This window comes from Paeniglutamicibacter terrestris, assembly GCF_012271785.1.
GTDB lineage: Bacteria > Actinomycetota > Actinomycetes > Actinomycetales > Micrococcaceae > Paeniglutamicibacter > Paeniglutamicibacter terrestris.
This window is the reverse complement of sequence record NZ_JAAWVT010000001.1, coordinates 1,235,190-1,260,011: the sequence shown is the minus strand read 5'-3', so window position 1 is coordinate 1,260,011 and position 24,822 is coordinate 1,235,190. Positions and strand designations below refer to the sequence as shown.

The window sequence follows — 24,822 nt, the reverse complement described above, 5'->3', positions numbered from 1 at the left end:
CCTTTCGTGGATTTCCGGTACCGTCGGGGATTAATTTTGTGTGGGGTACCGGGGAGGATTGGTGGAAAGTTTTGGGGGGTCCTAATGGACCAGTGCTGGGACGGGTGTGGTGGCCGCGTCTGCGGGTAGGTTGATGCCTGCCAAGATGAGCTCGGCTGCTTCACGGACTGCACCGTGGCCACCATTGCGGGCCAATCGGTGACGGGAAGCTGCATGCACCGATTCTCTGGCGTCTGCCACGGTCAGTGGCCAGCCGATAATGCTCATGGCTGCTAGATCATTTACGTCGTTGCCGAGGTAGGCAACACGTGCCGGATCGAGTCCACGCTCGCTCATCCATCTCGCCAGTACCGCTGCCTTGTCGCCCACCGACTGGGCTACCTCCACGCCGAGCTTGGCTCCGCGAGCAGTGACAACGGGGTTGGTTTCCGAGGAGAGGATCAGCAGCTGTATGCCGGCTTTTTTCAGCAGCGAAACACCCATTCCGTCGGAGCGTGAGACACGCACCGATTCGGTGCCGTCTTCGCTGAGATACGCGGTGTCCTCGGTATGGACGCCATCAAAGTCTGTGACGAGTGCGTCAACGTCGATGTTTGTGGCCTGTTCGCCGTGGCTCATGCGCCATTGCGCCAGTTCAAGATCGGCCTCGGAATCAATGTCGATTCCGTGTTCTTCCGGAACCCGGGCCAGGGCCAAGGAACCAAAGAATCGATGTTCGGCCTCTAGGAAACCTGCGGTGTCCATGACATAGAACGCACCGGTTTCGCGGAAACGTGGTTCGCGGTCCTGCCGACGTGGTCGCCGTGCGGCGTCGTGTCCGCTGGCATGGGCCGTGCCCGTCTCGTCGCAGCTCCAGTGGAACCCGTGATCCGGGACCGCTGCGAAGCTGACGTCCGCTGCTCCGCTGGCAACCGTGGTGATGGCGTCCTGCAGGTCTGCCGGGTCGATGACCGGCGAGGTGCATTGGATGAAGACGGTAATTTGCGGGAGTACGTCCAGCGTGCCCAGGGCGTGCAACAGTACCGATTCGCTGCTTGCTGTGTCACCGGCGATTTCTGCCGGGCGGTCAATGACCGTTGCACCATGTGCCAGGGCTTCTGCCTTGATTTCCGGGTGATCCGTGCTGACTACGACGTCGAGAACTGACGGCGTGGCAAACGCGGATTCAATGGCCCGTGCCAACAAGGTTTGGCCGCCGATCCTGCGCAGGTTTTTAAGCGGGATCCCTTTTGAACCACCCCGTGCCGGGATGATTACTAGGGTCTTTGCTTTGCTGTTCGTGCTCACAACCAAAGACGCTATCGGCGCTAATCAACCATCGGACCGCATTTAGGTTAACGGGAGGCGACAACTGGGAGACAAGTACGCAGATGCATATTTTGCCTTGTCAGCATGAGGTGAAAAGGGTGAAACCGAGAGCCGGCGGTCTCCCGAGTACGGGTGTTGGACATCGAATAAGGCTTGGTGGCAGTGCCGTTCGGCGATTTCTCGTGAGCTCTCGAGGTCACTGGTGCCGGCGGCCCAGCGACCTACGGTACGGCGCCCCCGGTGTCATGGCCGCGACTGCGGTACATATGATGGTCAGAACGATGAGTACACCAAAAGCAGGGAACAAAGTGAGTGATAAGCCTCTGGTTGATCCGCTGGCGCTAGAGAATCAGGTGTGTTTTGCGCTGTCCTTGGCATCACGCAGTGTGATTGCCGCCTACCGCCCCGTTCTTGAGCCCATGGGACTAACCCACCCGCAATACCTGGTCATGCTGACCCTGTGGGAGCACGAGCCACTGTCGATCAAGGAGCTGAGTAGCCTCCTGCAGCTGGATCCGGGGACCCTATCTCCACTGGTGAAGCGCATAGAGGCGTTGGGCTTTGTGCAGCGCAGTCGCAGTGTGAGTGATGAGCGGACGCTGGAGATCGTGCTAACACCAAAGGGCCGTGAGGCCCGGGTCCAGGCCTTGGAGATTCCCAAGGAAATGATGCGTAGGTTGGATATGGACGCAGACGAGCTGGCCCTTCTTCATCGAACCATGAAAAAGGTTATAGCGGCGGCCGCGAACGCGCCCCACTAGAAAACGCAGATTTTGCTGATGTCCTTGTTTGGCCATTTAGTTGGTGCACCAATCATTGGCCTACAATCTAATAAGGCGGACGTGTTCTGCTAAACCCCCGAATCGTTAAGCAGCCGATGAGGGTTCCCAGAGAAAGTGAGGCGAGAAGTATGAGTGACAAGAGTTTGCCCATCATCGAAGACATCACCGGGCTGAGTCTCAGCTACAGATTTTTCTGGCGGCTTCAGTACCTCGGGTTCTCCATCTTCGGACCGGCGGACCTCTTGCCGCACCGGGACCCGCGCCAGAAGATGAAGCGCGAGCGCGCTCGCATCGTCTTGCGCGCCCACGAAGTTGCCGGCACTTCGGCACCCGATGAGGTCATTTCAACCGCCGCTAGCTGATACCCGCTGACTCATCCCGGTCAGCGACAAAACGGCGCACCCGACCTGAGGGTCGGATGCGCTGCCAGCACACGAGGGAGGGGTACTAGTCGCCGATGTAGGCGGCCAGGTGCTTTCCGGTCAGCGTGGCAGACTCGGCCACCAATCGTGCAGGCGTGCCTTCAAAAACGATGGAACCACCCGCGTGGCCGGCGCCCGGACCCAAATCGATGATCCAATCCGCGTGGGCCATGACCGCTTGGTGGTGCTCGATCACGATGACCGACTTTCCCGACTCCACCAACCGGTCAAGCAGACCCAGCAGTTGTTGAACATCGGCCAGGTGTAGGCCGGTGGTCGGCTCGTCAAGAATGTAGATGCCGCCCTTTTCGCCCATGTGGGTGGCGAGCTTGAGGCGTTGGCGTTCACCGCCGGAGAGTGTTGTCAGCGGTTGGCCCAGACTGATGTAACCCAGCCCCACGTCCGAAAGTCGAGAAAGAATCTTGTGCGCGGCCGGCAGCTTTGCCTCGCCGTCGGCGAAGAAGACCAGGGCGTTGTCCACTGACATGGCCAATACCTCGGAGATGTCCTTGTCGCCGAGCTTGTACTCGAGCACCATCGCGTCAAAACGCTTGCCGTCGCACTCCTCGCAGGTGCTGGAGACCCCCGCCATCATGCCCAGATCGGTGTAGATGACACCGGCGCCGTTGCAGGTGGGGCAGGCGCCCTCGGAATTTGCGCTGAAAAGCGCCGGCTTCACGCCGTTGGCCTTCGCAAACGCTTTGCGAATCGGTTCAAGTAACCCGGTATAGGTGGCCGGGTTGGAACGCCGCGAGCCCTTGATGGCACCCTGATCAACGCTGATGACGCCCTCATGGCCGGACACCGAGCCGCGGATCAGTGAGCTCTTGCCGGAGCCGGCAACACCCGTGAGCACCGTGAGTACCCCCAGCGGGATGTCGACATCCACGTTCTTGAGGTTGTTGGTGTTTGCCCCGCGGACCTCAAGGGCCTGGGTCCAGGGGCGGACGGTGTTCTTCAGCGTGGTGCGGTCATCCAGATGGTGCCCGGTGATGGTGTCGGATGCGCGCAGGTCGGCAACCGTGCCTTCAAACATGATCTGACCGCCGCCGGCACCGGCCTTTGGTCCCAAATCAACCACGTGGTCGGCGATGTTAATGGCCTCGGGCTTGTGCTCAACCACCAGCACTGTATTGCCCTTATCGCGAAGGGCCAGTAGCAGCTCGTTCATCTTGTCGATGTCGTGAGGGTGCAATCCGATGGTGGGTTCGTCAAAGACGTAGGTGACATCCGTCAGCGAGGAACCCAGATGCCGGATCATCTTGGTCCGTTGCGCCTCACCGCCGGAGAGTGTGCCGGAGGGACGCTCCAGCGAGAGGTAGCCCAACCCGATGTCGACAAAGGAATCCAGGGTATCGCCGAGTGCCTCCAACAGTGGGGCCACCGAAGCTTCCTTGAGCGAGCGCACCCAAACGGCCAGATCACTGATCTGCATCGAGCAGGCATCGGCGATGGACTTGCCCTCGATTCTGGAGTTTCGGGCGTGCTCGGCCAGCCGGGTGCCCTCGCACTCGGGGCAATTGGTGAAGGTGATGGCGCGCTCAACGAAGGCGCGGATGTGTGGCTGCATGGCCTCAACGTCTTTGGCCAGGAATGATTTCTGCATCTTGGGAATGATGCCCTCATAGGTGAGGTTGATGCCCTCCACCTTGATCTTGGTCGGCTCGCGGTAGAGCAGATCATCAAGTTCCTGCTGGGAGAAAGCGCCAAGTTTCTTGTCCATGTCGAAGTAGCCGGAGCCGGCGAAAATCCGGCCGTACCAGCCGTCCATCGAGTACCCGGGGATGGTCAAGGCACCCTCGCTCAGGGACTTTTCCGCATCAAAGAGTGCCGTGAGGTCAAAGTCGTTAACCTTGCCGCGGCCCTCACACTCGGGGCACATACCGCCGGTGATGGAGAAGGAGCGTCGCTCCTTGATCTTCTTCCCGCCCTTTTCGATGGTGACCGCGCCCGCGCCAGAGACCGAAGGGACGTTAAAGGAGTAGGCCTGTGGCGAGCCGATGTGCGGCTCGGCGAGGCGGGAAAAGACGATGCGCAGCATGGCATTGGCATCGGTGACCGTGCCAACGGTGGAACGCGGGTTTGCGCCCAAACGCTCCTGATCCACCAGAATGGCAGTGGTCAGGCCCTCCAGGGTGTCTACCTCGGGACGAGCCAGGGTGGGCATGAACCCCTGCACAAACGCGGAGTAGGTCTCGTTAATCATGCGCTGGGACTCGGCGGCGATGGTACCGAAGACCAGCGAGGATTTCCCGGAGCCCGAAACCCCGGTGAACACCGTGAGGCGCCGTTTCGGGATCTCGACGCTAATGTCCTTGAGGTTATTCACCCTCGCCCCGCGCACGCGGATGACCTCGTGGCTGTCGGCGGCGTGCACCGGTGCTGCGTTGCTTGTACTCTGGCTGGTCATCGTCTCTCCATCTGCTGCAGGTTCCGCGTCGCCGAAACTCCCGATGCCTACACTAGCGCCAGCACCGTGAAGTGAGCTTCTTGAAAACTGCTTGACCTTGGGACAGGCCCGGAGCGGCCGGGGATGCCGGCGCTCGTAAAAGCGCCGGCATCCGCACCGGAATACCTACTCCGCAGCGCTGAGCTGCGTGTAGAGAGCCTGAAGCGGGGCCGAAAGTGCGGCCTTGAGCTGCACGGAGGTGTCATCGGCGAGGACTTCGTACTCGCCCGCCTCGGTCGCATCAAGGACCTTGCTCACCAGGACCGCGGGATCCAGCTTCGGATCGGTGGTGCCGGCGGCCATGGGGGTATCGACCCAACCGACGTGCACACCGACGACCTGGACACCCGCGGGCTGAAGTTCGAGGCGCAGGGAGTTCGTCGCTGACCACAAAGCGGCCTTGGTGGCCGAGTAAATCCCTACCGTGGCGTACCAGGCGAGGGCCGAGTGGATGTTGATGATCGCCGTGTCACCTGCCTTCGTGGTTAGGACGGGTGCGAAGGCACGGGTGAGGAAGAGCGGGCCGAGGAAGTTGGTTTCGACATTGCGCCGGATTTCCTCATCGCTCTGGGTGAGGATGCCGGGGGAGGACACCCCTGCGCCGGCGTTGTTGATCAACACCGTCGTATCGGCCGCAGCCTCAACGGCGGCCGCGATGGATGCGGGGTCGGTCACGTCGAGGCGCAGTGGCACGACGCGTGCGTCGTCCCATTCTTGCGGGGTGCGGGCGGAGGCGTACACCTTGGCTGCGCCGCGGGCGAGGGCTTCGCGAACAAAGTGCCCGCCTATTCCCCCGTTCGCGCCGGTGACGAGGACGATGGCGCCATTTAATGAAGTCATGATGGGTGTTTCCTTTGCTCTAAGACGTTGATGTTCGGGCGAATCCGCACAGCGGCGCCCGGTGGTGTGGTGGTATCAGACCTGGGCGAGGACCGGGTAATCGATGTAGCCGTTGGCCCCTCCGGTGTAGAGCGTTCTCGGGTCGAGGTCGTTGAGCGGCGCATCGGTGCGCAGCCGCTCAACAACGTCCGGGTTGGCCAGGGCGAAGCGCCCCAACGGGGCAATGTCTGCCAGACCCGCGTCGATGTCGGCGGCAATCGAGTCTCGATCGCGGCCGTAGCGGACCACGAGTACCGCGGTGGGCCACGCGTCGCGCAAGGAGCGCAGCAAGACGTCGTCGCCCAGGTGGTGAACATGCAGGTAGACCAGGTTCAATGGGGCGAGCTCGCCCACCAGGTGCTGGTACTGGGCGTGCACCGCCGCGGCGTCACCCTCGTTTAGACCGCCGAGTGGGAAGGCGGGGGAGATGCGGATGCCGGTGCGATCTGCGCCGATTTCCTCCGCCACGGCCCGTGCGACCTCGACGACAAAGCGGGAGCGGTTCTGAACCGATCCGCCATATTCGTCCGTGCGCTCATTGGCATTCGGGGCCAGGAACTGGTGCAGCAGGTAGCCGTTGGCGGCGTGAATTTCCACCCCGTCGGCTCCTGCTGCGATGGCCGCGGCCGCGGCGTGCCGGAACTCGCCGATGACTTCCTGGATCTCTTCGATGCTCAGCTCGCGCGGGGCGGGGGTTTGCTTCGGCCCCGCGGCGGTGTAGATCTCCTGCTCGGCGGAGATCGCGGACGGAGCGACTGATTGACGGTGGTGCTCGGTGTTCTCCGGGTGAGAGATTCGCCCGACGTGCATCAGCTGGATGAACAGGTGCCCACCCTTCTCATGCACCGCGTCGGCGACGTTCCGCCATGCCTCGATCTGTTCGGGGGTGTAGATGCCGGGCGTGTTGAAGTAGCCCTGGCCGTCCGCGGAGGGCTGGGTTCCCTCGCTGATGACCAGTCCCAGCGATGCACGCTGGGCGTAGTAGGCCGCCACGTGCTCACCTGGCGTGCCATCGGCGTTTGAGCGGTTGCGGGTCATGGGTGCCAGGGCTAGGCGATGGGGCAGTTCAATCCGGCCGAGAGTGAACGGCTGCCACAGGGAAGATGACGTCATTACGAGGGTTTCCTTTGCAACTAGTGGAGGAGCACTGCAACCGGCGCGCGACCCGGTGGTCTCGCACCATCGTGGGAGAATGAGTGAAGATATTTCCGAGTCCACGCAACAGTGACTATAATCAAAACTGAGTCTAGTCATAGTTTATTCCAGGAGGAACCCCCGATGCCAGTCGAGCCCCAGCCCCTCGGTCGACGCGAGCGGAATAAGCAGGCCAAGCTCGAGCGCATCACCGCGGCCGCCAGTCAGTTGTTCGCCGAGTACGGCGTTGACGAAGTCACCACCCAGCAGATCGCCGATGCCGCGGATATCGGTACCGGCACGTTGTTCCTTTATGCCAAGACCAAGGGTGAGTTGCTGCTGCTGGTGCAGAACCTTCACTACGCCGCAGCGCTGGAGCGCGGGCGCGCCGCAGTTGCTGACACGGAAACCGCCCTCGACGGGATGCTGGCGCTGATTGCAGAGGTCGTGGACTGCAACCGTGTCCAAGTGGAGAACGGCCGCACGTACCTGCGGGAGATGGTCTTCGGAGACCCGTCCGAACCACACCATGCCGAGGCACTGTCCATCGTTGCGCAGACGCAGCAAGCCGTTGCCGAGATCCTTGTTGAGCGAGCGCAGGTTGCGGCGCCGGAGGCCGCAACGCTTGCCGGGGTGGTTTCGGCGATTATGTTCATGGACCTAGCGGCAAGCGTGAATGTCGGTGCGAGCAACCAGGAGATTCTTGCGCAGATCCGCACGCAGCTTGCGGCGATCCTGCCCCGCTGACCCCGCGCCCCTGATGCCGCAGGCGGTGTTGCATCCTGCGGTGTGGTGGTGATATTTCCCGAATGGGAGGGGTTAGTCGGCGAGGAACTCGGCGGCAACCGGGGCAAACTTCTCCCAGTACTGGAAGATACCGCCATGGCCGGAATTCGGGTAGATGATCAGCTCCGAACCCTTGATGCGTTGGTGCAGGTCCGCGGAGAGGATGGAGGGAACCATTCGGTCATTGTCGCCATTGGCGATCAGCGTCGGCCCGGTGAAGACCGACAGGTCCGAGGGCGCCGAGCGGCCGTAGCTCACGATGGCCTTCAGCTGGGTGCGCAAGGCCGCGGTGGTAATGGCCTTGTCGCGGTCCACGGTGCGCTCTGTGAGGCGTTCCACAAAGGCCTTGCCTGCCTTCTTGCCAACCTTGTCGCGGTCGAAGAAGAGGAACTCCTTGGGATCGGAACGGGTCAGCGTTGCGCGCAGGATGTCCCAGTAGGTCACGCCCACGACCTTGTCGATGTTCTTGCCGCCGCGCGGTCCGGTGCCGGTGAGCACTAGCTTGCGGATGAGCTCGGGGTGCTTAACGGCCAGATCCTGGGCGATGAAGCCACCCATGGAGAAGGTGAACGCGTCGATCTTCTCGAACCCGAGCGCGCTGATGAATGTGTAGGCGTCGTCCGCGGCGGCCTCGAGGGTGTCGGGAACCGTTCCGGAGGAGGCGCCTACACCTTGCTGGTCGAAGGTGATGACGTGGCGGCTCAGCGCGATGGCGTCTACGATGCGCGGATCCCAGTTATCCAGGGTCGCGGCGAGGTGCACGAAGAATACGACGGGGATGCCGCCTTTGGGGCCAAGCTCGCGGTAGGCGAAGCTGATGCCTCCCGCGGTGATGGACTTGGTGGGGGCCTGGGCGTACGAGGTGATGACTGGTTCGTTGGTGGTGGTCACGATAATTGCTCCTTCTCGGTTGGGACTTGCGGAATGCTGCTGGTCCGCGACGTGCTTCGGGTCAGGCGCCGGTGATGACGACCTTGCCACGGATGCCACCCTTGGCCAGTGCTTCGAGGGCCTGCGGAGCCTGCTCGAAGGGGAAGGTCTTTCCCACGACCGGTCGCAGCACGCCACGATCGACGAGGGCCGCGATCTCACGCAGCTGGTCGCCGCTGGCGTCCATGAAGAGGAACTCGTAGCTCACACCGAGCTTCTTGGCCTGCTTGCGAATCTTGGCGCTCAGCGCGGTGACCGCCAGGCGGAGCAGCGGATTCAGTCCGGCCTTGCGGGCGAAGTCAGGGTCCGGTGGGCCGGAGATCCCGATCGCTTTCCCGCCCGGGCGGAGGATTCGCAAGGATTTCTCCAAGTTCTCTCCGCCGAGGCTGTCTAGCACCAGGTCGTACCCGGAGAGCTCTTTTTCGAAGTCCTGGGTACGGTAGTCGATGACCTCGTCCGCTCCGAGTCCACGGACAAAGTCGGCGTTCTTCGCCGACGCGGTGGTGGCCACGTGGGCGCCGAGGTGTTTGGCTAGCTGGATGGTGATTGATCCGACGCCGCCGGCCCCGGCATGGATCAGGATCTTCTGGCCAGGTTGCACATTTCCCCTGACCACCAACGCCTGCCAGGCCGTCAGTGCCACCAGCGGCAGGGAAGCTGCCCCGTCTGCTTCAATCGTGGTCGGCGCGAGAGCCACATCTGCCTCGTCGATCGCGATGCGTTCGGCGAAGGTCCCGATCCGGTGATCCCGCGGCCTGGCGAACACCGTATCGCCGGCCTTGAAACCGCGGACCCGCGAGCCGACGCTCAGGACGGTGCCCGCGACGTCGTGGCCGAGGGTAAGCGGGGTCTTGTAGGGCAGGATCGTCTTGAACTCCCCGTCCCGGATCTTCTCATCAAGCTGGTTGACGCCGGCCGCGAGAACCTGCACCAACACGTCCCGTTCGCCCACAGTGGGTTCCTCGATGTTGGCCTCGCGCAGGGGCGCTTTGTACTTGTCTATGGTGAATGCTCGCACGAATCTATCTCCTTGATGTCAGTGTCTTGGTGGTGGTGAAGGCGCCGTATTCAGCGGCGGAGGAAATGATTGATGGCGCCGGTGATGGACTGTCGATTCTGGAATACGACGCCGTGACCGGAGTCCGGATAAACCTGCAGCTTCGCCTGGGGGAACGGCCGCAGCAGGGCATCGGCGTTCTCGACGCTGACCATGCGGTCGGAATCGCCGTGCAGGATCAGCACTGGCCTCGGGAACGTGGGTCCAGATGGAGGATTCGGTTGCTGCCCCCACCGTTTGACCGCACGGAGCTGTGCCACCAGGACGCCGGGTCGCACCGGCTTATCCCTACCGGTTCGGCGTAGCTTGAGCCGTGCTTGGTACGCCCTCGCCGCGTGCTTGGCGTTGTCGCTTCGGGTGAAGAAGAGCAACGTCGTTGGGTTTGTGAGGCTCGCCGCCCCGCGCAGAATTCCGCGCACTAAGGTACCCGTCATCCGGGTCAATCCGGGGCCGCCCTGAGGGCCGGTCCCGGCGAGAATGACCCGGTCCACCAGATCCGGAGCAAGCCGGAGAACCTCTTGAGCGACCATGCCGCCCATCGACAATCCGAACAGGTCAACGCGGGTTAGGCCCAGTGCGCGGATGGCAGCGATCGCGTCCTGCGCCATCTGATCGAACCGGTCCCGTGGGGTCCCGGTGGACGAGCCAACTCCTCGATACCCGATCATGATCACGCGGCGTTGGGTGGCGAGCGCGTCGATAAGTTCCGGGTCCCAGCTGTCGAGGTTTGCGCCGAGATGTGTCAGTGCCACCAGCGGCACCTCATGACCAATTTCATCGCCGAGCTCTCGGTACACGAAGTGTGCACCCGCGGCCGCGATGGTCCGGGTTGGCGCCGCCACGAACCGCCTCGCAGTGGATTCCTCTTCGTGTGGTGACGTTGTCATATCAACTCTTGGCTTTCTGCCTCGTGTGAATTGTGCACGGAGGCTTCCTCTTTCCACTAAACCGATCATACTCAATTATGAGTAGACTCAGATATTTTGTCAAGGAAGGTTTCATGAGGTGCTATGTTGTGCCCGGGCTACTGTCTCTTAGCCTCAGGTTCCCTGCGGTGAGGAACGGCAATTCGTGAGGAATCCGGCGAGTCTGGGGTCCGGTGCCCCTGCCGCTTAGCCGATTTATGGCAACCTCGAAAGTAGTGCCTGGGCAGCCGCGGCAGGATCATCCGCATCGGTGATCGCGCGCACCACCACGATGCGCGAGGCACCTGCGGCAACCACCTGATCCACATTTGAGAGATCGATCCCACCAATGGCGAACCACGGTTTAGTCGTTTTCAGAGATGCGGCGTGTTCCACCATTTCTAATCCCACTGCCGCGCGACCTGGCTTGGTCGGTGTGGCCCAGAGCGGTCCGACGCAGAAGTAGTCGGTGTTCGGGTCCGCTGCGGCGGCGGTGATTTGAGCCGGATCGTGACTGGAGAGGCCAAGAACGACCTCGGGTCCGAGCAGCGACCTAACGCTGGGCAACGGAAGATCGGTTTGGCCCACGTGGAATACCGGAGCGTCGGAGAGCATGGCCAAATCGGCGCGATCGTTCACCGAGAACGGCTTGCCGAACTTCTCGGCGACCTCCCTCAGCACTCCCAACAATTCAAGCTCGTGGGCAGCGTCAATGCTCTTATCGCGTAACTGGATGATATCCACACCGCCGGCGTAGGCGGCGGTGATGAACTCGGCGAAATCCCCACGCTCGCTGCGGGCATCGGTGCAGACATATAGGCGGGCGGCGGAAATCGTTGCTGCGGATAAGTCGGGTGTTGCTTCATCTTGCGCGGTGATCTGGCTCATGTCTCATAGACTAGTTCAGTACCGCGGGAGCCAGGAAAGCTGGCTGAGAGGGCGCCGATTGCGCCGACCGATAGGCGTCACCGAATTATCAAGGTGGCGTGGAACCTGATCCGGCTCATACCGGCGTAGGGAAGGAGACAATAATGTCGTGCACCGTGCCCGACCCCATTTGTAGCGACGTTGCCGTCATTGGCGGCGGAATCATTGGCCTGAGCATTGCCCTCGAAGCGCAGCGTGCGGGGCATAGCATCACGCTCATTGACCCAGAACCCGCCACCGGTGCAACGTTTGCCGCTGCCGGCATGCTGGCACCCATCAGCGAGTTGCATTATCAAGAAGAGCAACTGCTGGCCCTCACCCTAGCTTCTGCCGCCCGGTGGCCGGAATTTGCGGCGCGTATTACTGCCGAGACGGGTATGGACATCGGCTTCCGTGCAACGCCCACACTGATGTTGGGTGCTGATGCCGCGGACCGTATAGCCCTGGAGGATCTTCAGCAGGCCCGGCTGCGTCTAGGTCTTGAGGCCACACGGATCAGTATTCGTGAGGCGCGCACCATGGAACCGCTACTGGCCCCGCATATCTCCTCGGCGCATCTGTTAACGCTCGATCATCAAGTTGATCCTCGTTTGGCGGCCGCTGCTATCCAGAAGCAGCTACTCGCCGTCGGCGCAGAGCGGGAGGGGCGCGGCGCGGATGAGGTGCTGATACGCGCGCGCGCCCGCGAATTGCTGCACCAGGACCCCACCGATACCGCATCGCCGGTTATCGGGGTAGTGCTGGATGACGGGCGCGAAATACGGGCTCCAGAGGTTGTTGTGGCTAATGGTCTGGGCGCCCTTGAACTAGGCGGACTACCGCATCACCTGGTGCTTCCACTGCGCCCGGTCCACGGTGACATTTTGCGCCTGCGCGTTCCCGAACACCTGCGTCCGTTGACCACCGCCACCGTGCGCGGGGTGGTCCGTGGCCTGCCCGTGTACGTGGTGCCGCGCAACGATCACACCGTGGTCATCGGGGCCACCTCCCGCGAGGACACAAATGCCGGCGCCAGCGCCGGTGGCGTGCACCAACTATTGCGAGATGCCCAGGTACTACTGCCGGCGGTGCTTGAGCTCGAATTGTGCGAAGTCACTGCGCGTGCGCGCCCGGGAACACCGGATAACGCACCCCTCTTGGGACGTGTCGAAGCTGCAAACGGAACAGTAATTCCGGGACTGCTCATCGCCACTGGGTTCTTTCGCCACGGGGTGCTGCTGGCGCCGATTGCCGCCCGCATCATCACCGAACTCTTGGCGGGTGTCCGGGATCCTGCTTTCGATCACTTCCGTCCCGACCGATTCTCACCCGCTCGCCAACATCAGGAGTCTGCATGAGCACCATCCAACTCAACGGAGCTGCCCGCCCCCTGCTCACCGGAACCACGCTTTCCGCATTGGTTACCGAGGTAACCGGCCGCGAACTGTTGCCCACCGGCCAGCCGATCGATGGCGGAAGGCTGGGGGTAGCAGTGGCCAGAAACTCCGGCATCGTGCCGCGTAGCCAATGGTCTCGCACGCTTCTGGAAATCCATGACGAAATCGAGATTGTCACTGCCGTCCAAGGTGGTTAACTCCCGATGGCTCCCTCCCGCATTTTTCAAGGAAAAGAACGATCATGACCCAAACACTGACTGATAATGATGCACTGCTCATCGATGGCGTCGCCTTAGGCTCCCGGCTCATCATGGGGACAGGAGGTGCGCCAAGTCTTGAGGGACTGGAAGCTGCTCTCGTGGCTTCTGGCACCGAACTGACCACCGTCGCCATGCGCCGATACGCAGTGCACGGCGAAGGAAATACCGCAGGGGCTAATCTCTTTGACCTGCTGGTGCAAAACCGTATCCGCGTGTTGCCGAATACCGCCGGCTGCTTCACCGCCCGCGAGGCGCTGATGACCGCGGAGTTGGGCCGTGAGGCACTGGAAACCGATTGGGTCAAGCTTGAGGTCATCGCCGATGAACACACCTTGCTGCCCGATGCGGTGGAACTCGTGGAAGCCACCGAGTCCTTGGTGAATCGTGGCTTCAAGGTTTTCGCCTATACCAATGACGATCCGGTGTTGGCTCTACGCCTCGAGCAACTGGGAGCCGCTGTCGTAATGCCGTTGGGCGCACCGATCGGCACGGGCCTAGGGATCCTGAACCCGCACAATATCGAATTAATCGTTTCGCGGGCTTCGGTGCCCATCATCTTAGATGCCGGGATCGGTACCGCCTCCGACGCTGCTTTGGCTATGGAGTTGGGGTGTGATGGCGTGTTGCTGGCCTCGGCGGTGACGCGTGCCCAAGATCCGGTGCGCATGGCGACGGCCTTTAGACACGCGGTCATTGGTGGCAGACTGGCGGCACAAGCTGGGCGCATTCCGATGCGCACCCATGCATTGGCCTCCTCCGCCATGGAGGGGCGTGCAGATTTCTGAATCGGCTACGCGAAGGAGAAGATCATGACTGCAAAAGACGTTCTGACCAGTGAACAGATCAAAGCTAACCTGAAGGTAATGCCCGCCTGGCGATATGGATTAGGTGCGTTACGCACGGTTTTGAAGTGCGATTCTTCTGCTTCGGCGTTGGCCTTGTTTTCTACGGTAGGTGCGCTGGCCCAAGAAGCGAATCACCATCCGGATATCGACTGGCGCTATGACACGCTGTTCATCACGCTGACCTCGCATGACGTCGGCAGCGTGGTGAGTGCACGAGACGCTGCCTTAGCTAGGTCAATTTCTGCCGAAGCGGAAAATGTTGGCGCGACCCCGCGCCCGGATCTATTGCGCACAGTGGAGATCGCTATTGATACCGACAACGAGGAAGTCATTGCGGAAACCTGGCGCGCGGCACTGGGATACAAGAAGCAGAATGACGGCAGCCTCACCGACCCCTTCGGCAGGGGGCCAGCGATCTGGTTCCAGAGGACGACAACTCCTAATCCGAACCGCTTCCATCTGGACGTCACGGTTCCCTTCAGCGAGAGCGCACCCATCTTGGATGCCTTGGAAGAAACTGGTGCAGGACTTGACCATGATGCGGCCCCGAGGTTTGTGGTGGCCACGGATTCGCAGGGAAATCGTCTGTGTATCTGTACCGAGGAAGGCCGTGACGTTGACGGTTCTCCGGAAGCCAGTGCCTGATCACTTTAATAACCGGTCGTCACTATCGTTAATTGAGTGACAGTAAATAAGTTTACTAACGACGATTAAAGACGTCGGTAGTTGATATCTAAAGACTCATGGAGCCGTTCTCATTGAATCAAATCATTTATAAGAAAGACATTGATCGGCTGCCGCCGCTGGTTGACCTTGGTCGGCCGTTATCAACTACCGAGCTTGAACGGTACTCCCGGCATATCCTCATGCCTCAAATAGGGCAGGAAGGGCAACAGCGGTTGCGCAACGCTAGGGTGCTGGTCCTCGGTGCCGGTGGGCTGGGGTCCCCGGTGCTGATGTATCTGGCAGCGGCCGGTATCGGGACTCTTGGCATCATTGATGATGACACCGTAGAACTGAGCAACCTCCAGCGTCAAGTGATCCACGGGGTGAGTGACATTGGACGAAGCAAACTCGAGTCAGCAAGGGCATCAATCGCCGAAATCAACCCCGGTGTTGAGGTCATACTTCATCCGGCGCGGCTAGATTCCAGCAATGCGCTAGAGCTCTTTGCCGACTACGACGTGATCCTCGACGGGGCCGATAATTTTTCCACGCGTTATCTGGTCAACGATGCGGCGGCCATCCTAGGCAAACCGTACGTGTGGGGATCAATCTTGCGTTTTGATGGCCAAGTAAGCGTCTTCTGGGACAAACACGGCCCAAACTATCGTGACCTCTATCCCGAACCGCCGGCGCCTGGAAGCGTGCCTTCTTGTGCCGAAGGAGGAGTTTTTGGCATGTTGTGTGCCTCCATCGGGGCAATGATGGTCACCGAAGCGGTCAAGCTCATCACCGGGGTTGGGGAGACATTGTTGGGGAGATTGCTGGTGTTTGACGCATTGACTTCCCGCTGGCGCGAAATGAGCATTACCAAGGATCCGGAAGCGGATCGGATCACCGAACTCATCAACTACGAGATGTTCTGCGGGTTGCCTTTCCCCGAGGGCCAAAATATCGCGGCTGATGCGATGATATCCGTTGAGGAACTTCGGCATCGACTGGCCGGGCGCCAATCGGGGCGGGATGATTTTGTACTGCTCGACGTGCGCGAGCCGGTCGAGTTCGACATTGCGCGTATAGAGGGATCCGTGTTGGTTCCGCTGGCCGGGATCAAGGATGGGTCGTCGTTGGCCGGGGTCCCGCGGGGCGTGCCGCTGGTGCTGCATTGCAAGTCGGGCGCTCGTTCGGGGCAGGCGCTGGAAGCCTTTTCCGCAGCGGGCTACACCGACGTCGTCCACTTGGATGGCGGGATCGATGCCTGGCTGAAAGTGGAGACCCGGATGCGGACCTAAGCTGATTCCAGTTTGGCACGCAGCATCGCAAGTTGGTCGGTAATCGTGCGACGTTCGCCCTGCGCCCACCGCCGCGCCTGCATATCAAGCACAGCACGTGCCAGTATCTCCTCGACCCCCAGGAGTTTCGCTACGGCTGCGCGTGCCTCGTCTTGGGTTTCCGAAGTTTCAATGGCGGCGAACACTTCTTCGCGCCTGTCTATGGCTTGCATCATGGCTTCAAGGAGCTGCAGCTCATCGCGGGTCTTGTCTTGTGCGTCCATGACGTCATCATGCCATGGCCCTGCGAGGCAGAGCCTCCTCGGTGCCGTTACGGATATAGGCACCAAGGAAGCTCTGCCAAATAACTCGACGCCGACTAGACCAGTGTCGAAGTATCAATCACAAAGCGGTAGTGAACATCCGAGGCGAGGACGCGCTCGTAAGCCTTGTTGATGTCTTCGGCCGAGATGACCTCGATCTCGGCACCAATCTTGTGCTCGGCACAGAAATCAAGCATTTCCTGAGTCTCGCGGATGCCTCCGATCATCGATCCGGCAAAGGAACGACGACCCGTAATCAACGCAAAGGCGTTGACCGGCAGCGGCTCGGCCGGAGCGCCGACGTTGACCAACGCCCCGTCCAAGGACAGCAGCTGCAGGAAGGCGCTAATGTCGATACTCGCGCTGACGGTGTTGATGATCAGGTTGAAGGATCCGGCGAGGGCTTCGAACGTTTCGGGATTTTCCGTCGCGAAGTAGTGATCGGCGCCCAGCTTCAGTCCGTCCTCCTGCTTTTTGAGCGAGCGCGAGAGCACAGTGACCTCAGCGCCCATGGCGTGGGCAATCTTCACTGCCATGTGGCCGAGACCGCCGAGTCCAATGACGGCAACCTTCTTGCCCGGACCTGCATTCCAGTGGTTCAGCGGCGAATAGGTGGTGACGCCGGCGCAAAGCAGTGGGGCGGCAACGTCCAATTCCAAACCCTCGGGGATGCGCACGATAAAGTCTTCGTTCACGACTACATGGGTGGCGTAGCCGCCCTGCGTGATGGTTCCATCGACGTCTTTGGCGCCGTAGGTCCCGATGTTTCCAGCCAAGCAGTACTGCTCTTCGCCGGCCAGGCAGTTGACGCACTCGCGGCAGGAATTGACCATGCAGCCCACGCCGACGCGATCGCCGACGGTGTAGCGGGAGACATCGGATCCGACCTCGGTGACAATGCCGGCAATTTCATGGCCCGGGACCAACGGGTATTGCTGATCTCCCCACTCGCCCCGGACGGTGTGGATGTCGGAATGGCAGATCCCGGAGAACTTGATGTCAATCAGTACGTCGTGGGGACCGACGTCCCTACGGGTAATGCGGGTGGGGACCAAGTCGCCCGTCGCGGATGTCGCTGCGTAGGTGTTGATTTCAAGCATGATTCTCCATCAATGTATGGCGATGTTTAGGCAATGGGACCGGTTGATCACCAAGCCACGTGCGTATCCGACCGATGTGACGGCTCGGGTACCCCTCCATCAAATCACGTCCGGCCTACCTCGAGGGAGGCCCCGCCGAAAGGGGTACCAATAGGGCCTCCCTGCGTCCTTGCGGATGTGGATATCGTTTAGTTCGGAAATAGCCAGTGCACGAAGTGACGATCAATGAGCAGGGCCGCGCTGCCGGAAACAGAGATCAGAGGCGATGTATGGAACCATGGTCCAGACCCCTTAACGCAAACTAATTGGACGCTCACAGCCCCATCGTCTAGCGTCAGGTTCATGTCGAAGGTCGAATCACCCGCCAAGAACCAGAACCCGCTCCTTGTGCTTGGCAAGATCAGCTCGATTCTTGATTCCTTTTCTCTGCGTCAGCCGGTGCTCTCCTTGGCGGACATCCGGTTGGCCACCGGGATGCCCACCTCCACCGTCCAACGACTCGTGGCCAACCTGGTGGGCCAGGGGTTCCTGGACCGGGACGGAGATGGCTTCCGTATCGGTATGAAGATGGCCTACTGGGCCGCCCCGGCCACGCGCGGCAAGGAAGTCCTCGATGTCATTAGCCCGCTGCTGGCGAATCTGCGTGAGATCACGGGTGAAACCGCCTGCCTGTTCCGAGCCGAGGAGCGGTACCGGGTCTGTGTGGGAATAGCCGAAACTAGGCACGCCTTGCGCCGTGAAATGCACCTAGGAAAACTTGCACCACTGCACGCAGGGTCCGCTGGGCGGGTTCTTCTTGCGTGGAACCCCGACCTCCAAGCTCTGGTGCTTGACACTCCCTTGGAGCACTTTACCGACGCCACCATCACCAGTGCCGCGGATCTTCGCGGTGCAATCTCCAAGACACGGGCAGACGGTTTTGCGATCACCACCGGGGAACGGGAGAACGGTGCTTCCGGCCTCTCGGCCCCGGTGTTCGACGCGGCGGCGGGACTTGTTGCCGCGGTGACCATCAGTGGTCCCACCATGCGCATGTCCCGAGCCGTGTGCGAAGAATGGATCGAGCCGCTGCTGGAGACCGCGGAACACATGACACGTTTAATTGGTGGCAGGTTCCCCGGGGAAGCAGTGGCACCCCGCAGCTAGATGACCGGCAGCCGCAGCACGGCCTGAACATGCCTGGCCCCCTCTATTGCGTTCCCTCGCAGGAGACGACCCGGTCCGAGGCAATGACCCACTCGAAGGCCGCGGCATTGGACCGCGCGCCCTGGGCCGACTTGGAGCGGTTGGGTTCGCCCAGTTCCTTCAGTAGGTCCTCGGAGAGTTCCACCAAGCTGCCAAAGCCGCGCGGATCGAGCCACTCGGGACGGGTGGCAAAGAGAATGTCCTCGCTGGAGGTGTTTCCGCTGGCGCCCGGGGCAAACGGGCAACCACCCAGCCCACCGAGCGCGCCATCGATAACACCGGCTCCGGCGCCGATGGCCGCGAGCGTGTTGGCCACACCCAGGCCCCAGGTGTCGTGGCCGTGGTAAACGATGCGTCGCGTTGGGGTTTCGTCGCGGACTCGTGAGATCAGGCTTGCCACCTGCGCGGGGACGGCCTGTCCCAGGGTGTCGCAGATGACGATGTCGCAGGTGCCCTCCGCGCGGGGGTCATTGGCGATGTCCAGGACGCGCTGCTCGGGCACCTGCCCGTCAAACGGGCAGGTGAAGGACGTGGCAATGCAGAGCTGGATGCGTCCGTCCACGGCGCGGGCATATTCGATGGCCTGCGGCAGGGCGGCGAGGCTGGCCTCGGTGCTGCGTCCAATGTTCGCTTGGTTGTGGGCGTCGGAAGCGGAGAGACAGTACTGGAAGTTGCGTAGGCCAGCGGCGGCGGCCTTGGCCACATGGCCCGGGGTGGCCACCCAGATCCAGCACTTCTCAAGTTCCTCGGCGGTCAAAGCCGCCGCGACCTCAAGGGTATTGGCCATGGTGGGGACCAGGTCGGCCCGGGCCATGGATCCCAACTCGATTTCCGGCACACCCAAGCGGATCAGTTCGCGGACCGTTTCCACCTTGCGTTCGGTGGATAACATTTTGCCGGTCAGCTGCAGCCCGTCGCGCAGGGTGACATCGCGCAGCACCGCGCGGGGTTCTAGGGTGTGGCTCATGCCGGGGTCCTTTCGGGGTTTGATGCGGCGGTGATGTGTTCGGCGTCCATGCCCAGCAGCCCGCCAAGCACCTCCTGGGTGTGTTCTCCGAGGTCCGGGCCCAAGGTGCGGATCGGCAACGAGGTGCCGCCGATCACCGGGACGATGCCGGGGAACCCCACATCCTTGATGATCTCCTCGCCGGTGGACACATCGAAGGACTGGATCATGTTGCGTGCTGCGTATTGCGGGTCGTTCACGATGTCTTGTGCGGTGTAGATCGGTCCGGCGGGCACGCCGGCGGTGTCAAGCAGCGCCAGCGCCTCCGAGGAGGGCAACGTTGCCGTCCAGACGCCGATGGCCGCATCAAGTTCGATGCGCCTCTCCCAGCGTTCGGCGTTGGATTGCAGGGAGGGGTCGTTGCCTAGGTCGGGGCGCCCGATGGTATCCATGTAGCGGCGGAAGATCGCATCTCCGTTTCCGGCCACCACAATGCTGGCACCGTCCTTGCAGACGTAGGCGTTTGATGGGGCGATCCCCTCCATGCGACCACCCACCCGGGTGCGCTTGTCGCCATAGGCACCCAGGTCGGGAACAAGCGATTCCATCATGGAGAACATGGCCTCGTGTAAGGCCACGTCAATGACGCGTTCGCGCATGGGAATAGGTATTCCGCTGCCGCGACGCGTCTCGCGTTGGAACAAGGCCATGACCGATCCGAACGCCGCGTAGAGACCCGCGATGGAGTCACCAATCGAGACGCCGACGCGCACCGGTGCCCGATCGGGGTCACCCACCAGATTGCGGAAACCGCTGAAGGCCTCGGCGACGGCAGCAAAACCCGGGCGCTCGGACAGTGGTCCGGTTTGCCCGAAGGCAGAGATCCTTGTGATCACCAGATCGGGATTTGCAGTATTAAGAACCTCGGGTCCAAGTCCCCACTTCTCTAGGGTTCCGGGACGGAAATTCTCCAACAGGATGTCGCACCGCTTGACCAATTCCAGGACTGCAGCACGACCGGCCTTGGTACGCAGATCCAAGACGACGGACTTCTTGTTGCGGTTCAGCGTCCGGTAGAGCATCGACACGCTGCCCTTCTTCAAACGCCAATTACGCAGTTCGTCTCCGGTTCCGGGACGTTCCACTTTGATGACTTCGGCGCCAAAATCGGCCAGCAGGCGGCCAGCGGTCGGCGCGGCAATGTAATTTCCGAGTTCTAGGACCCGGATTCCGGCCAGAGGGGCTATTGCTTTTTCGGACACGTGGGGGACTTCCTTGCGGTGGTGATGGCTAGATGAAGACGCTCAAGAGCAAAACGACGAGAAGGGCGATGACCGACGCCACGGAGACTCCGAAGGTGACGGACTTCAGTGCGCCACGAACCGTTTGGCCCAGCAACGACTGCAGAAGCCAGAAAGTATTGGAGGTGACATGAATCATGAACAGGGAGCCAGCGCCCGCGGCCAAAGCAATAAGCACCGGGTCGATGCCCAGGGCAGGTGCAATCGGTGCCAGCAAACCTGCCGCGGTGATGGCGGAGAGCGTCACGGAACCCACTGCGATGTGCAGGACTGCCGCGATGGCCCAAACCACCAGCAGCGGGGCAACCGCGCTCGCGGAGAAGAATCCTCCAAGAATGTCCCCGAGTCCCGCCGCTGCGACGGTTGCTGCAAGAGATCCGCCGACGCCGGTGAGTAACAGGATCTGCCCACTTTCCTTGAAACCGGAGGAAATGGCGTTCTCGACGCTCTTCTGTCCCACGGTGTAACGGCCGATCACGGTGGTTCCAATCAAACCGATCAGCAGGGCCACGACGGGGTCGCCCACCAGCTTTAAGGGGGCCGAGTCGATGCCAAAGATTTCGACCAATGCGCCGCTGGCGATCAGGACCAAGGACAGCAGCAGGGGAGTGAAGAGAAGTAGTAGGGGTGCCTCGCGCTTGGCTGCGACCAGCACTGCCACGGTGCGCGGTTCACCCTCGGGCAAAGGATCGGTCTGACCGGGTCCTTGGGCTACTGCCGATACCCCGTAGGCATCCGGGCCGTGGCTTGCGCCTTGGCTGGCCTGCGGGTAGTCCTCTTCGTCAAAGAGGTTTTGTTCGTCGCGATCCGACTTCCAGAATCCACGCTTGAACAGGAACGTCATGATCATGATGGCGATGATGATGGTTGGAACGACGACCAAGAAACCAAATACGAGCATTTTGCCTAAGGGAACCCCTAGCAATCCGGCCAAGGCCAGGGCCCCGACACCCGGAACCATGAAGATGATGCCACATTCGAGGCCGATGGCCATGGCCGTGGCCATGCGTGCAGTGCCCAGCGGACCGATCTTCGGCGCCATGCGCCGTGCCAAGGGTGCAGAAATCACCAGCAGGACGTCGAGGAAAATTGATTGGAGTACCGTACCCATGGCCAGTGCCATGGTGTAGGGCAGACGCTTGGGTCCGAAGGCTAGGAGCAGGTGCTCCACCAGGCGTCTGATGGCACCTGTTTCGTTCAGTATGGACCCCATGAGGACCCCGAAGGCGATGAGCAGACCCACCTCGACCATAATCTCGCCAAAACCACTGGTGATGATTTCGATGGTCTTGGTGACGCCAAGTCCGGTTGATAGGCCCAGGTAAAGGGAACCCAGCACCAATGCGATGACGGGATTGACCTTGAATCTAACGATCATCAGCACCGTGGCAAGTACGGCCACACCGGTGTTGATCAGAATCGCGGTTTCTGACATGTGTTGATCCGATCTGGAAAGAGGCAGGCAGCTAACGTGATCTGCGCCACGTCGTCAATCCCATACTATGAGTCGCTGCTCATAATGCAAACTACTCGAGATGGTGTGACTACTATCAGGTGATTCCAAGATCCCAAGAATCGACCTCGGGCGTCCTTGCCCGAGAATCCGCACTGAGCCAACCACATCCCGGGGAACTCAAATGCGTCACAGACAAGCCAAAGGCTGCCGGTTTAGAATGTCCTAGGCACCGGTTCATCCCCATTCCACCTGACCGGAGCCTCGAGGTGGGCAGTCAAGGAAGACTGCTCCGCCTGCACTACGCCCCTCCAGGAGATTCCCCATGCAGCGCACCATGTTCAAATCCAAGATCCACCGTGCCACCGTCACCCATGCTGACCTGCATTACGTCGGATCCATCACCATTGATGCGGATCTGCTTGACGCTGCCGATATTCTGCCCGGTGAGCTCGTCTCGATCGTCGATGTCACCAATGGTGCCCGGCTGGAAACTTACACGATTGCCGGAGAGCGCGGCTCGGGGGTGATCGGCATCAACGGTGCCGCAGCTCATCTAGTCAACATTGGCGACCTCGTCATCATCATCACCTATGCCTCCATGAGCGATGCAGAAGCCCGCAGCTTCAAGCCCTCCGTGGTGCACGTGGATGGCACAAATGCCATCAAAGCCTTGGGTAGCGATCCTGCCGAGGCGCTCACCGACGGCTTAGAAACACCGCCATTCGCGATTTTTGCCAACGCTTAATCCCCTAGAAGTTTATTACCGCCCCTCATTGGCGGCATGATGGAAGTATGGAGAATACTTCCGCCCACCTGTGGACCAAGAACTACCAGCCGGGCGTCCCCGCCGAAATTGAGCTCCCCACCGAATCGCTCAGTGTGATGTTTGAGCGTTCCGTCGCTGCGGCGGGCGATTCCCCGGCCACCGAATTCTTTGGACGACGCACCAGCTACCGCGAGCTCGGCGAGCAGGTGACGCGTGCGGCAGAGGGGCTGCGCAAGCTCGGGGTGGTCGCGGGGGACCGGGTCGCCCTGATCCTTCCCAACTGCCCGCAACATGTCATCGCGTTTTACGCAGTGCTGCGTCTGGGAGCGGTGGTCGTGGAGCACAACCCGCTGTACACCTCGCGCGAGCTGCGCCACCAATTCGAGGACCACCAGGCCCGCGTGGTGATCGCCTGGGATAAAGCAGCGGATTCGGTGCGCCAGTTCCCCCAGGACGTGCGCATCGACGCACTGATCTCGGTGAATCTGCTCGAAGCCTTCCCCACTATCAAGCGCTTGGCCTTAAAGCTGCCGCTGAAGAAGATCCGTGCCTCGCGGGACGCCCTGACCGCTCCTGCTCCCGGCACCATGACTTTTAAGGAACTGCTCGGCGCCGATCGACTCGCAGATTCCCACCCGCGTCCGTCCGTGGAAGACCTCGCGGTGATCCAATACACCTCCGGGACCACCGGCACCCCGAAGGGTGCCATGCTCACGCACTTCAACCTGTACTCCAATGCGTTGCAGGGCGAGGCCTGGATGGCAGGAGCGCAGGAGCGTCAGGAGATCCTCTACGCGATCTTGCCAATGTTCCATGCCTTCGGCATGACGCTGTACCTGACCTTTGGGGTGAAGAAGCAGGGCCTGTTGGTGCTCTTCCCGAAATTTGACCCGGATCTCATTCTGGCCGCGATGAAAAAGTCACCGGCAACCGTCTACTGCGCTGTCCCGCCGATCTATGAGCGTACGGCGCTGGCCGCCAAGGAAAAGGGCGTGTCGCTGCGCTCCGCCAAATACTGCATCTCGGGGGCCATGAACCTGCCCGATTCGGTAGTTGAACTCTGGGAATCGGTCTCCGGCGGACTGCTGGTGGAGGGCTACGGGATGACCGAGTCTTCACCTGTGGCGCTGGGAAACCCGTTCCATCCCACGCGTCGTACCGGAACCATCGGTGTGCCATTCCCCTCGACGCAGATGAAGGTGGTTGACCTGGATGATCCGGAAGTTGAGGTAGAGCAGGGTCAGCCCGGCGAATTGCTGCTCAAGGGACCCCAAGTGTTCGCCGGATACTGGAATAACCCCGAGGAAACCGCTAGATCGCTGACACCCGATGGCTGGCTGCGCACCGGAGACGTGGTGACGGTGGATGAAGATGGCTTCACCACCATCGTGGACCGCGCCAAGGAACTGATCATCACCGGCGGATTTAACGTCTCGCCCTCCGAGGTTGAATCGGTACTGCGCTCCCACCCGGACGTCAAGGATGCTGCCGTCTTCGGCAAGACGTTGGAACGCGGCGGTGAAATGGTGGTTGCAGCGGTGGAGCTTGAACCCGGCGCCGCGCTGGATGAGGCCGGCATTCGCGAATACTGCCGCACCCAGCTGGCCGGTTACAAGGTGCCCAAGCGGGTGGTGGCGATCGATGATTTGCCCCGTTCGATGCTCGGAAAGATCCTACGCAAGCAGGTACGGGAGCAGGCCTCCCCGAACCTGTAGTTGGCGAGGGGAACGGCTGGGCGCTTTCGCCCGGTT

24 protein-coding genes are annotated in these 24,822 nt (G+C 61.3%); 11 read left to right on the top strand and 13 right to left on the bottom strand.

The genetic code is table 11. The features are described from left to right. Nucleotides 1–81: 81 nt before the first annotated feature. Entirely contained in the window at nucleotides 82–1,287 is a 1,206-nt protein-coding gene (locus tag HED64_RS05605) for a cytidylyltransferase domain-containing protein (RefSeq protein ID WP_168151038.1), read from the bottom strand. Between the two features lie 329 nt (nucleotides 1,288–1,616). On the opposite strand from HED64_RS05605, the gene HED64_RS05600 reads away from it, so the two are divergent. Together HED64_RS05600 and HED64_RS05595 are read left to right on the top strand one after the other, a co-directional pair. Continuing rightward, a complete protein-coding gene (locus HED64_RS05600) occupies nucleotides 1,617–2,069 on the top strand; it encodes a MarR family winged helix-turn-helix transcriptional regulator (RefSeq protein ID WP_342590656.1) in 453 nt (150 codons plus the stop codon). Nucleotides 2,070–2,218: 149 nt separating this feature from the next. Then, nucleotides 2,219–2,452, top strand: a complete 234-nt coding sequence (locus HED64_RS05595) for a hypothetical protein (RefSeq protein WP_168151037.1) — start codon at nucleotides 2,219–2,221, stop codon at nucleotides 2,450–2,452. An 85-nt stretch (nucleotides 2,453–2,537) separates the two neighbouring features. On the opposite strand, the gene HED64_RS05590 is transcribed toward HED64_RS05595, so the two are convergent. The 3 genes from HED64_RS05590 to HED64_RS05580 form a co-directional block, all read right to left on the bottom strand. Continuing rightward, a complete protein-coding gene (locus HED64_RS05590; RefSeq protein WP_168151036.1) occupies nucleotides 2,538–4,922 on the bottom strand; it encodes an ATP-binding cassette domain-containing protein in 2,385 nt (794 codons plus the stop codon). Nucleotides 4,923–5,087: 165 nt separating this feature from the next. Further along, the gene (locus tag HED64_RS05585; protein ID WP_168151035.1) at nucleotides 5,088–5,801 is read right to left on the bottom strand and encodes an SDR family oxidoreductase; all 714 of its coding nucleotides are present in this window, start codon (nucleotides 5,799–5,801) and stop codon (nucleotides 5,088–5,090) included. A gap of 75 nt (nucleotides 5,802–5,876) precedes the next feature. Continuing rightward, complete coding sequence (locus tag HED64_RS05580; RefSeq protein WP_168151034.1) at nucleotides 5,877–6,953, bottom strand: alkene reductase; 1,077 nt, start codon at nucleotides 6,951–6,953, stop codon at nucleotides 5,877–5,879. Between the two features lie 165 nt (nucleotides 6,954–7,118). Here HED64_RS05580 and HED64_RS05575 point away from each other — a divergent pair, with 165 nt between their 5' ends. Next, nucleotides 7,119–7,721 (top strand): TetR/AcrR family transcriptional regulator, encoded by a 603-nt coding sequence (locus HED64_RS05575; RefSeq protein ID WP_168151033.1) that lies wholly within the window; start codon nucleotides 7,119–7,121, stop codon nucleotides 7,719–7,721. Between the two features lie 72 nt (nucleotides 7,722–7,793). On the opposite strand, the gene HED64_RS05570 is transcribed toward HED64_RS05575, so the two are convergent. From HED64_RS05570 to thiE, 4 genes are all read right to left on the bottom strand, one after another. Beyond that, a complete protein-coding gene (locus HED64_RS05570) occupies nucleotides 7,794–8,651 on the bottom strand; it encodes an alpha/beta fold hydrolase (RefSeq protein WP_168151032.1) in 858 nt (285 codons plus the stop codon). Between the two features lie 61 nt (nucleotides 8,652–8,712). Continuing rightward, entirely contained in the window at nucleotides 8,713–9,708 is a 996-nt protein-coding gene (locus HED64_RS05565) for a zinc-binding dehydrogenase (protein WP_168151031.1), read from the bottom strand. Nucleotides 9,709–9,758: 50 nt separating this feature from the next. Then, on the bottom strand, nucleotides 9,759–10,634 hold the full coding sequence (locus HED64_RS05560; protein ID WP_168151030.1) for an alpha/beta fold hydrolase: 876 nt from the start codon (nucleotides 10,632–10,634) through the stop codon (nucleotides 9,759–9,761). 234 nt (nucleotides 10,635–10,868) lie between these two features. Continuing rightward, nucleotides 10,869–11,540 carry a thiamine phosphate synthase gene (thiE, locus tag HED64_RS05555; protein WP_168151029.1) on the bottom strand — a complete coding sequence of 224 codons (672 nt, stop codon included), beginning with the start codon at nucleotides 11,538–11,540 and terminating at the stop codon, nucleotides 10,869–10,871. A 143-nt stretch (nucleotides 11,541–11,683) separates the two neighbouring features. Between thiE and thiO the strand changes: the two genes are divergently transcribed. The 5 genes from thiO (at nucleotide 11,684) to moeB (ending at nucleotide 16,015) form a co-directional block, all read left to right on the top strand. Next, nucleotides 11,684–12,916, top strand: coding sequence for a glycine oxidase ThiO (thiO, locus tag HED64_RS05550; RefSeq protein WP_168151028.1), 1,233 nt, complete (start codon nucleotides 11,684–11,686; stop codon nucleotides 12,914–12,916). Then, nucleotides 12,913–13,152 (top strand): sulfur carrier protein ThiS, encoded by a 240-nt coding sequence (gene thiS, locus HED64_RS05545; RefSeq protein WP_132360732.1) that lies wholly within the window; start codon nucleotides 12,913–12,915, stop codon nucleotides 13,150–13,152. The genes thiO and thiS overlap by 4 nt, the downstream gene beginning before the upstream one ends. 44 nt (nucleotides 13,153–13,196) lie before the next feature. Further along, on the top strand, nucleotides 13,197–14,000 hold the full coding sequence (locus HED64_RS05540) for a thiazole synthase (protein ID WP_168151027.1): 804 nt from the start codon (nucleotides 13,197–13,199) through the stop codon (nucleotides 13,998–14,000). A 24-nt stretch (nucleotides 14,001–14,024) separates the two neighbouring features. Next, the gene (locus HED64_RS05535; RefSeq protein ID WP_168151026.1) at nucleotides 14,025–14,705 is read left to right on the top strand and encodes a 4a-hydroxytetrahydrobiopterin dehydratase; all 681 of its coding nucleotides are present in this window, start codon (nucleotides 14,025–14,027) and stop codon (nucleotides 14,703–14,705) included. A 113-nt stretch (nucleotides 14,706–14,818) separates the two neighbouring features. Further along, a complete protein-coding gene (gene moeB / locus HED64_RS05530) occupies nucleotides 14,819–16,015 on the top strand; it encodes a molybdopterin-synthase adenylyltransferase MoeB (protein ID WP_245325634.1) in 1,197 nt (398 codons plus the stop codon). On the opposite strand, the gene HED64_RS05525 is transcribed toward moeB, so the two are convergent. Further along, on the bottom strand, nucleotides 16,012–16,278 hold the full coding sequence (locus tag HED64_RS05525) for a DNA gyrase subunit A (RefSeq protein WP_168151024.1): 267 nt from the start codon (nucleotides 16,276–16,278) through the stop codon (nucleotides 16,012–16,014). The two genes, moeB and HED64_RS05525, sit on opposite strands and share 4 nt — an antisense overlap. A gap of 95 nt (nucleotides 16,279–16,373) precedes the next feature. Then, nucleotides 16,374–17,417: an NAD(P)-dependent alcohol dehydrogenase gene (locus HED64_RS05520; protein WP_168151023.1), complete on the bottom strand. Its 1,044-nt coding sequence runs from the start codon at nucleotides 17,415–17,417 to the stop codon at nucleotides 16,374–16,376. Nucleotides 17,418–17,759: 342 nt separating this feature from the next. Between HED64_RS05520 and HED64_RS05515 the strand changes: the two genes are divergently transcribed. Beyond that, complete coding sequence (locus tag HED64_RS05515) at nucleotides 17,760–18,563, top strand: IclR family transcriptional regulator (RefSeq protein ID WP_168151022.1); 804 nt, start codon at nucleotides 17,760–17,762, stop codon at nucleotides 18,561–18,563. A 43-nt stretch (nucleotides 18,564–18,606) separates the two neighbouring features. On the opposite strand, the gene HED64_RS05510 is transcribed toward HED64_RS05515, so the two are convergent. The 3 genes from HED64_RS05510 to HED64_RS05500 are packed head-to-tail and all read right to left on the bottom strand — an operon-like array spanning nucleotide 18,607 to nucleotide 22,284. Continuing rightward, nucleotides 18,607–19,569: a beta/alpha barrel domain-containing protein gene (locus HED64_RS05510; protein WP_168151021.1), complete on the bottom strand. Its 963-nt coding sequence runs from the start codon at nucleotides 19,567–19,569 to the stop codon at nucleotides 18,607–18,609. Continuing rightward, nucleotides 19,566–20,810, bottom strand: coding sequence for a CoA transferase (locus HED64_RS05505; protein WP_168151020.1), 1,245 nt, complete (start codon nucleotides 20,808–20,810; stop codon nucleotides 19,566–19,568). Before HED64_RS05505 ends, HED64_RS05510 begins: the two co-directional genes overlap by 4 nt. Before the next feature lie 28 nt (nucleotides 20,811–20,838). Then, nucleotides 20,839–22,284 carry a GntP family permease gene (locus HED64_RS05500; protein WP_168151019.1) on the bottom strand — a complete coding sequence of 482 codons (1,446 nt, stop codon included), beginning with the start codon at nucleotides 22,282–22,284 and terminating at the stop codon, nucleotides 20,839–20,841. A 343-nt stretch (nucleotides 22,285–22,627) separates the two neighbouring features. On the opposite strand from HED64_RS05500, the gene panD reads away from it, so the two are divergent. Next, on the top strand, nucleotides 22,628–23,050 hold the full coding sequence (gene panD / locus HED64_RS05495) for an aspartate 1-decarboxylase (RefSeq protein WP_168151018.1): 423 nt from the start codon (nucleotides 22,628–22,630) through the stop codon (nucleotides 23,048–23,050). 47 nt (nucleotides 23,051–23,097) lie between these two features. Beyond that, nucleotides 23,098–24,786 carry a long-chain-fatty-acid--CoA ligase gene (locus HED64_RS05490; protein WP_168151017.1) on the top strand — a complete coding sequence of 563 codons (1,689 nt, stop codon included), beginning with the start codon at nucleotides 23,098–23,100 and terminating at the stop codon, nucleotides 24,784–24,786. Nucleotides 24,787–24,822 lie beyond the last annotated feature (36 nt).

Excerpts from the sequence above, each read along its gene's own strand:
- HED64_RS05595 (WP_168151037.1), top strand. The coding sequence starts at position 2,219 with ATGAGTGACAAGAGTTTGCCCATCATCGAAGACATCACCGGGCTGAGT.
- HED64_RS05590 (WP_168151036.1), bottom strand. The coding sequence starts at position 4,922 with ATGACCAGCCAGAGTACAAGCAACGCAGCACCGGTGCACGCCGCCGAC.
- HED64_RS05585 (WP_168151035.1), bottom strand. The coding sequence starts at position 5,801 with ATGACTTCATTAAATGGCGCCATCGTCCTCGTCACCGGCGCGAACGGG.
- HED64_RS05580 (WP_168151034.1), bottom strand. The coding sequence starts at position 6,953 with ATGACGTCATCTTCCCTGTGGCAGCCGTTCACTCTCGGCCGGATTGAA.
- HED64_RS05575 (WP_168151033.1), top strand. The coding sequence starts at position 7,119 with ATGCCAGTCGAGCCCCAGCCCCTCGGTCGACGCGAGCGGAATAAGCAG.
- HED64_RS05560 (WP_168151030.1), bottom strand. The coding sequence starts at position 10,634 with ATGACAACGTCACCACACGAAGAGGAATCCACTGCGAGGCGGTTCGTG.
- thiE (WP_168151029.1), bottom strand. The coding sequence starts at position 11,540 with ATGAGCCAGATCACCGCGCAAGATGAAGCAACACCCGACTTATCCGCA.
- thiO (WP_168151028.1), top strand. The coding sequence starts at position 11,684 with ATGTCGTGCACCGTGCCCGACCCCATTTGTAGCGACGTTGCCGTCATT.
- thiS (WP_132360732.1), top strand. The coding sequence starts at position 12,913 with ATGAGCACCATCCAACTCAACGGAGCTGCCCGCCCCCTGCTCACCGGA.
- HED64_RS05540 (WP_168151027.1), top strand. The coding sequence starts at position 13,197 with ATGACCCAAACACTGACTGATAATGATGCACTGCTCATCGATGGCGTC.
- HED64_RS05535 (WP_168151026.1), top strand. The coding sequence starts at position 14,025 with ATGACTGCAAAAGACGTTCTGACCAGTGAACAGATCAAAGCTAACCTG.
- HED64_RS05525 (WP_168151024.1), bottom strand. The coding sequence starts at position 16,278 with ATGGACGCACAAGACAAGACCCGCGATGAGCTGCAGCTCCTTGAAGCC.
- HED64_RS05520 (WP_168151023.1), bottom strand. The coding sequence starts at position 17,417 with ATGCTTGAAATCAACACCTACGCAGCGACATCCGCGACGGGCGACTTG.
- HED64_RS05515 (WP_168151022.1), top strand. The coding sequence starts at position 17,760 with ATGTCGAAGGTCGAATCACCCGCCAAGAACCAGAACCCGCTCCTTGTG.
- HED64_RS05510 (WP_168151021.1), bottom strand. The coding sequence starts at position 19,569 with ATGAGCCACACCCTAGAACCCCGCGCGGTGCTGCGCGATGTCACCCTG.
- HED64_RS05500 (WP_168151019.1), bottom strand. The coding sequence starts at position 22,284 with ATGTCAGAAACCGCGATTCTGATCAACACCGGTGTGGCCGTACTTGCC.
- panD (WP_168151018.1), top strand. The coding sequence starts at position 22,628 with ATGCAGCGCACCATGTTCAAATCCAAGATCCACCGTGCCACCGTCACC.
- HED64_RS05490 (WP_168151017.1), top strand. The coding sequence starts at position 23,098 with ATGGAGAATACTTCCGCCCACCTGTGGACCAAGAACTACCAGCCGGGC.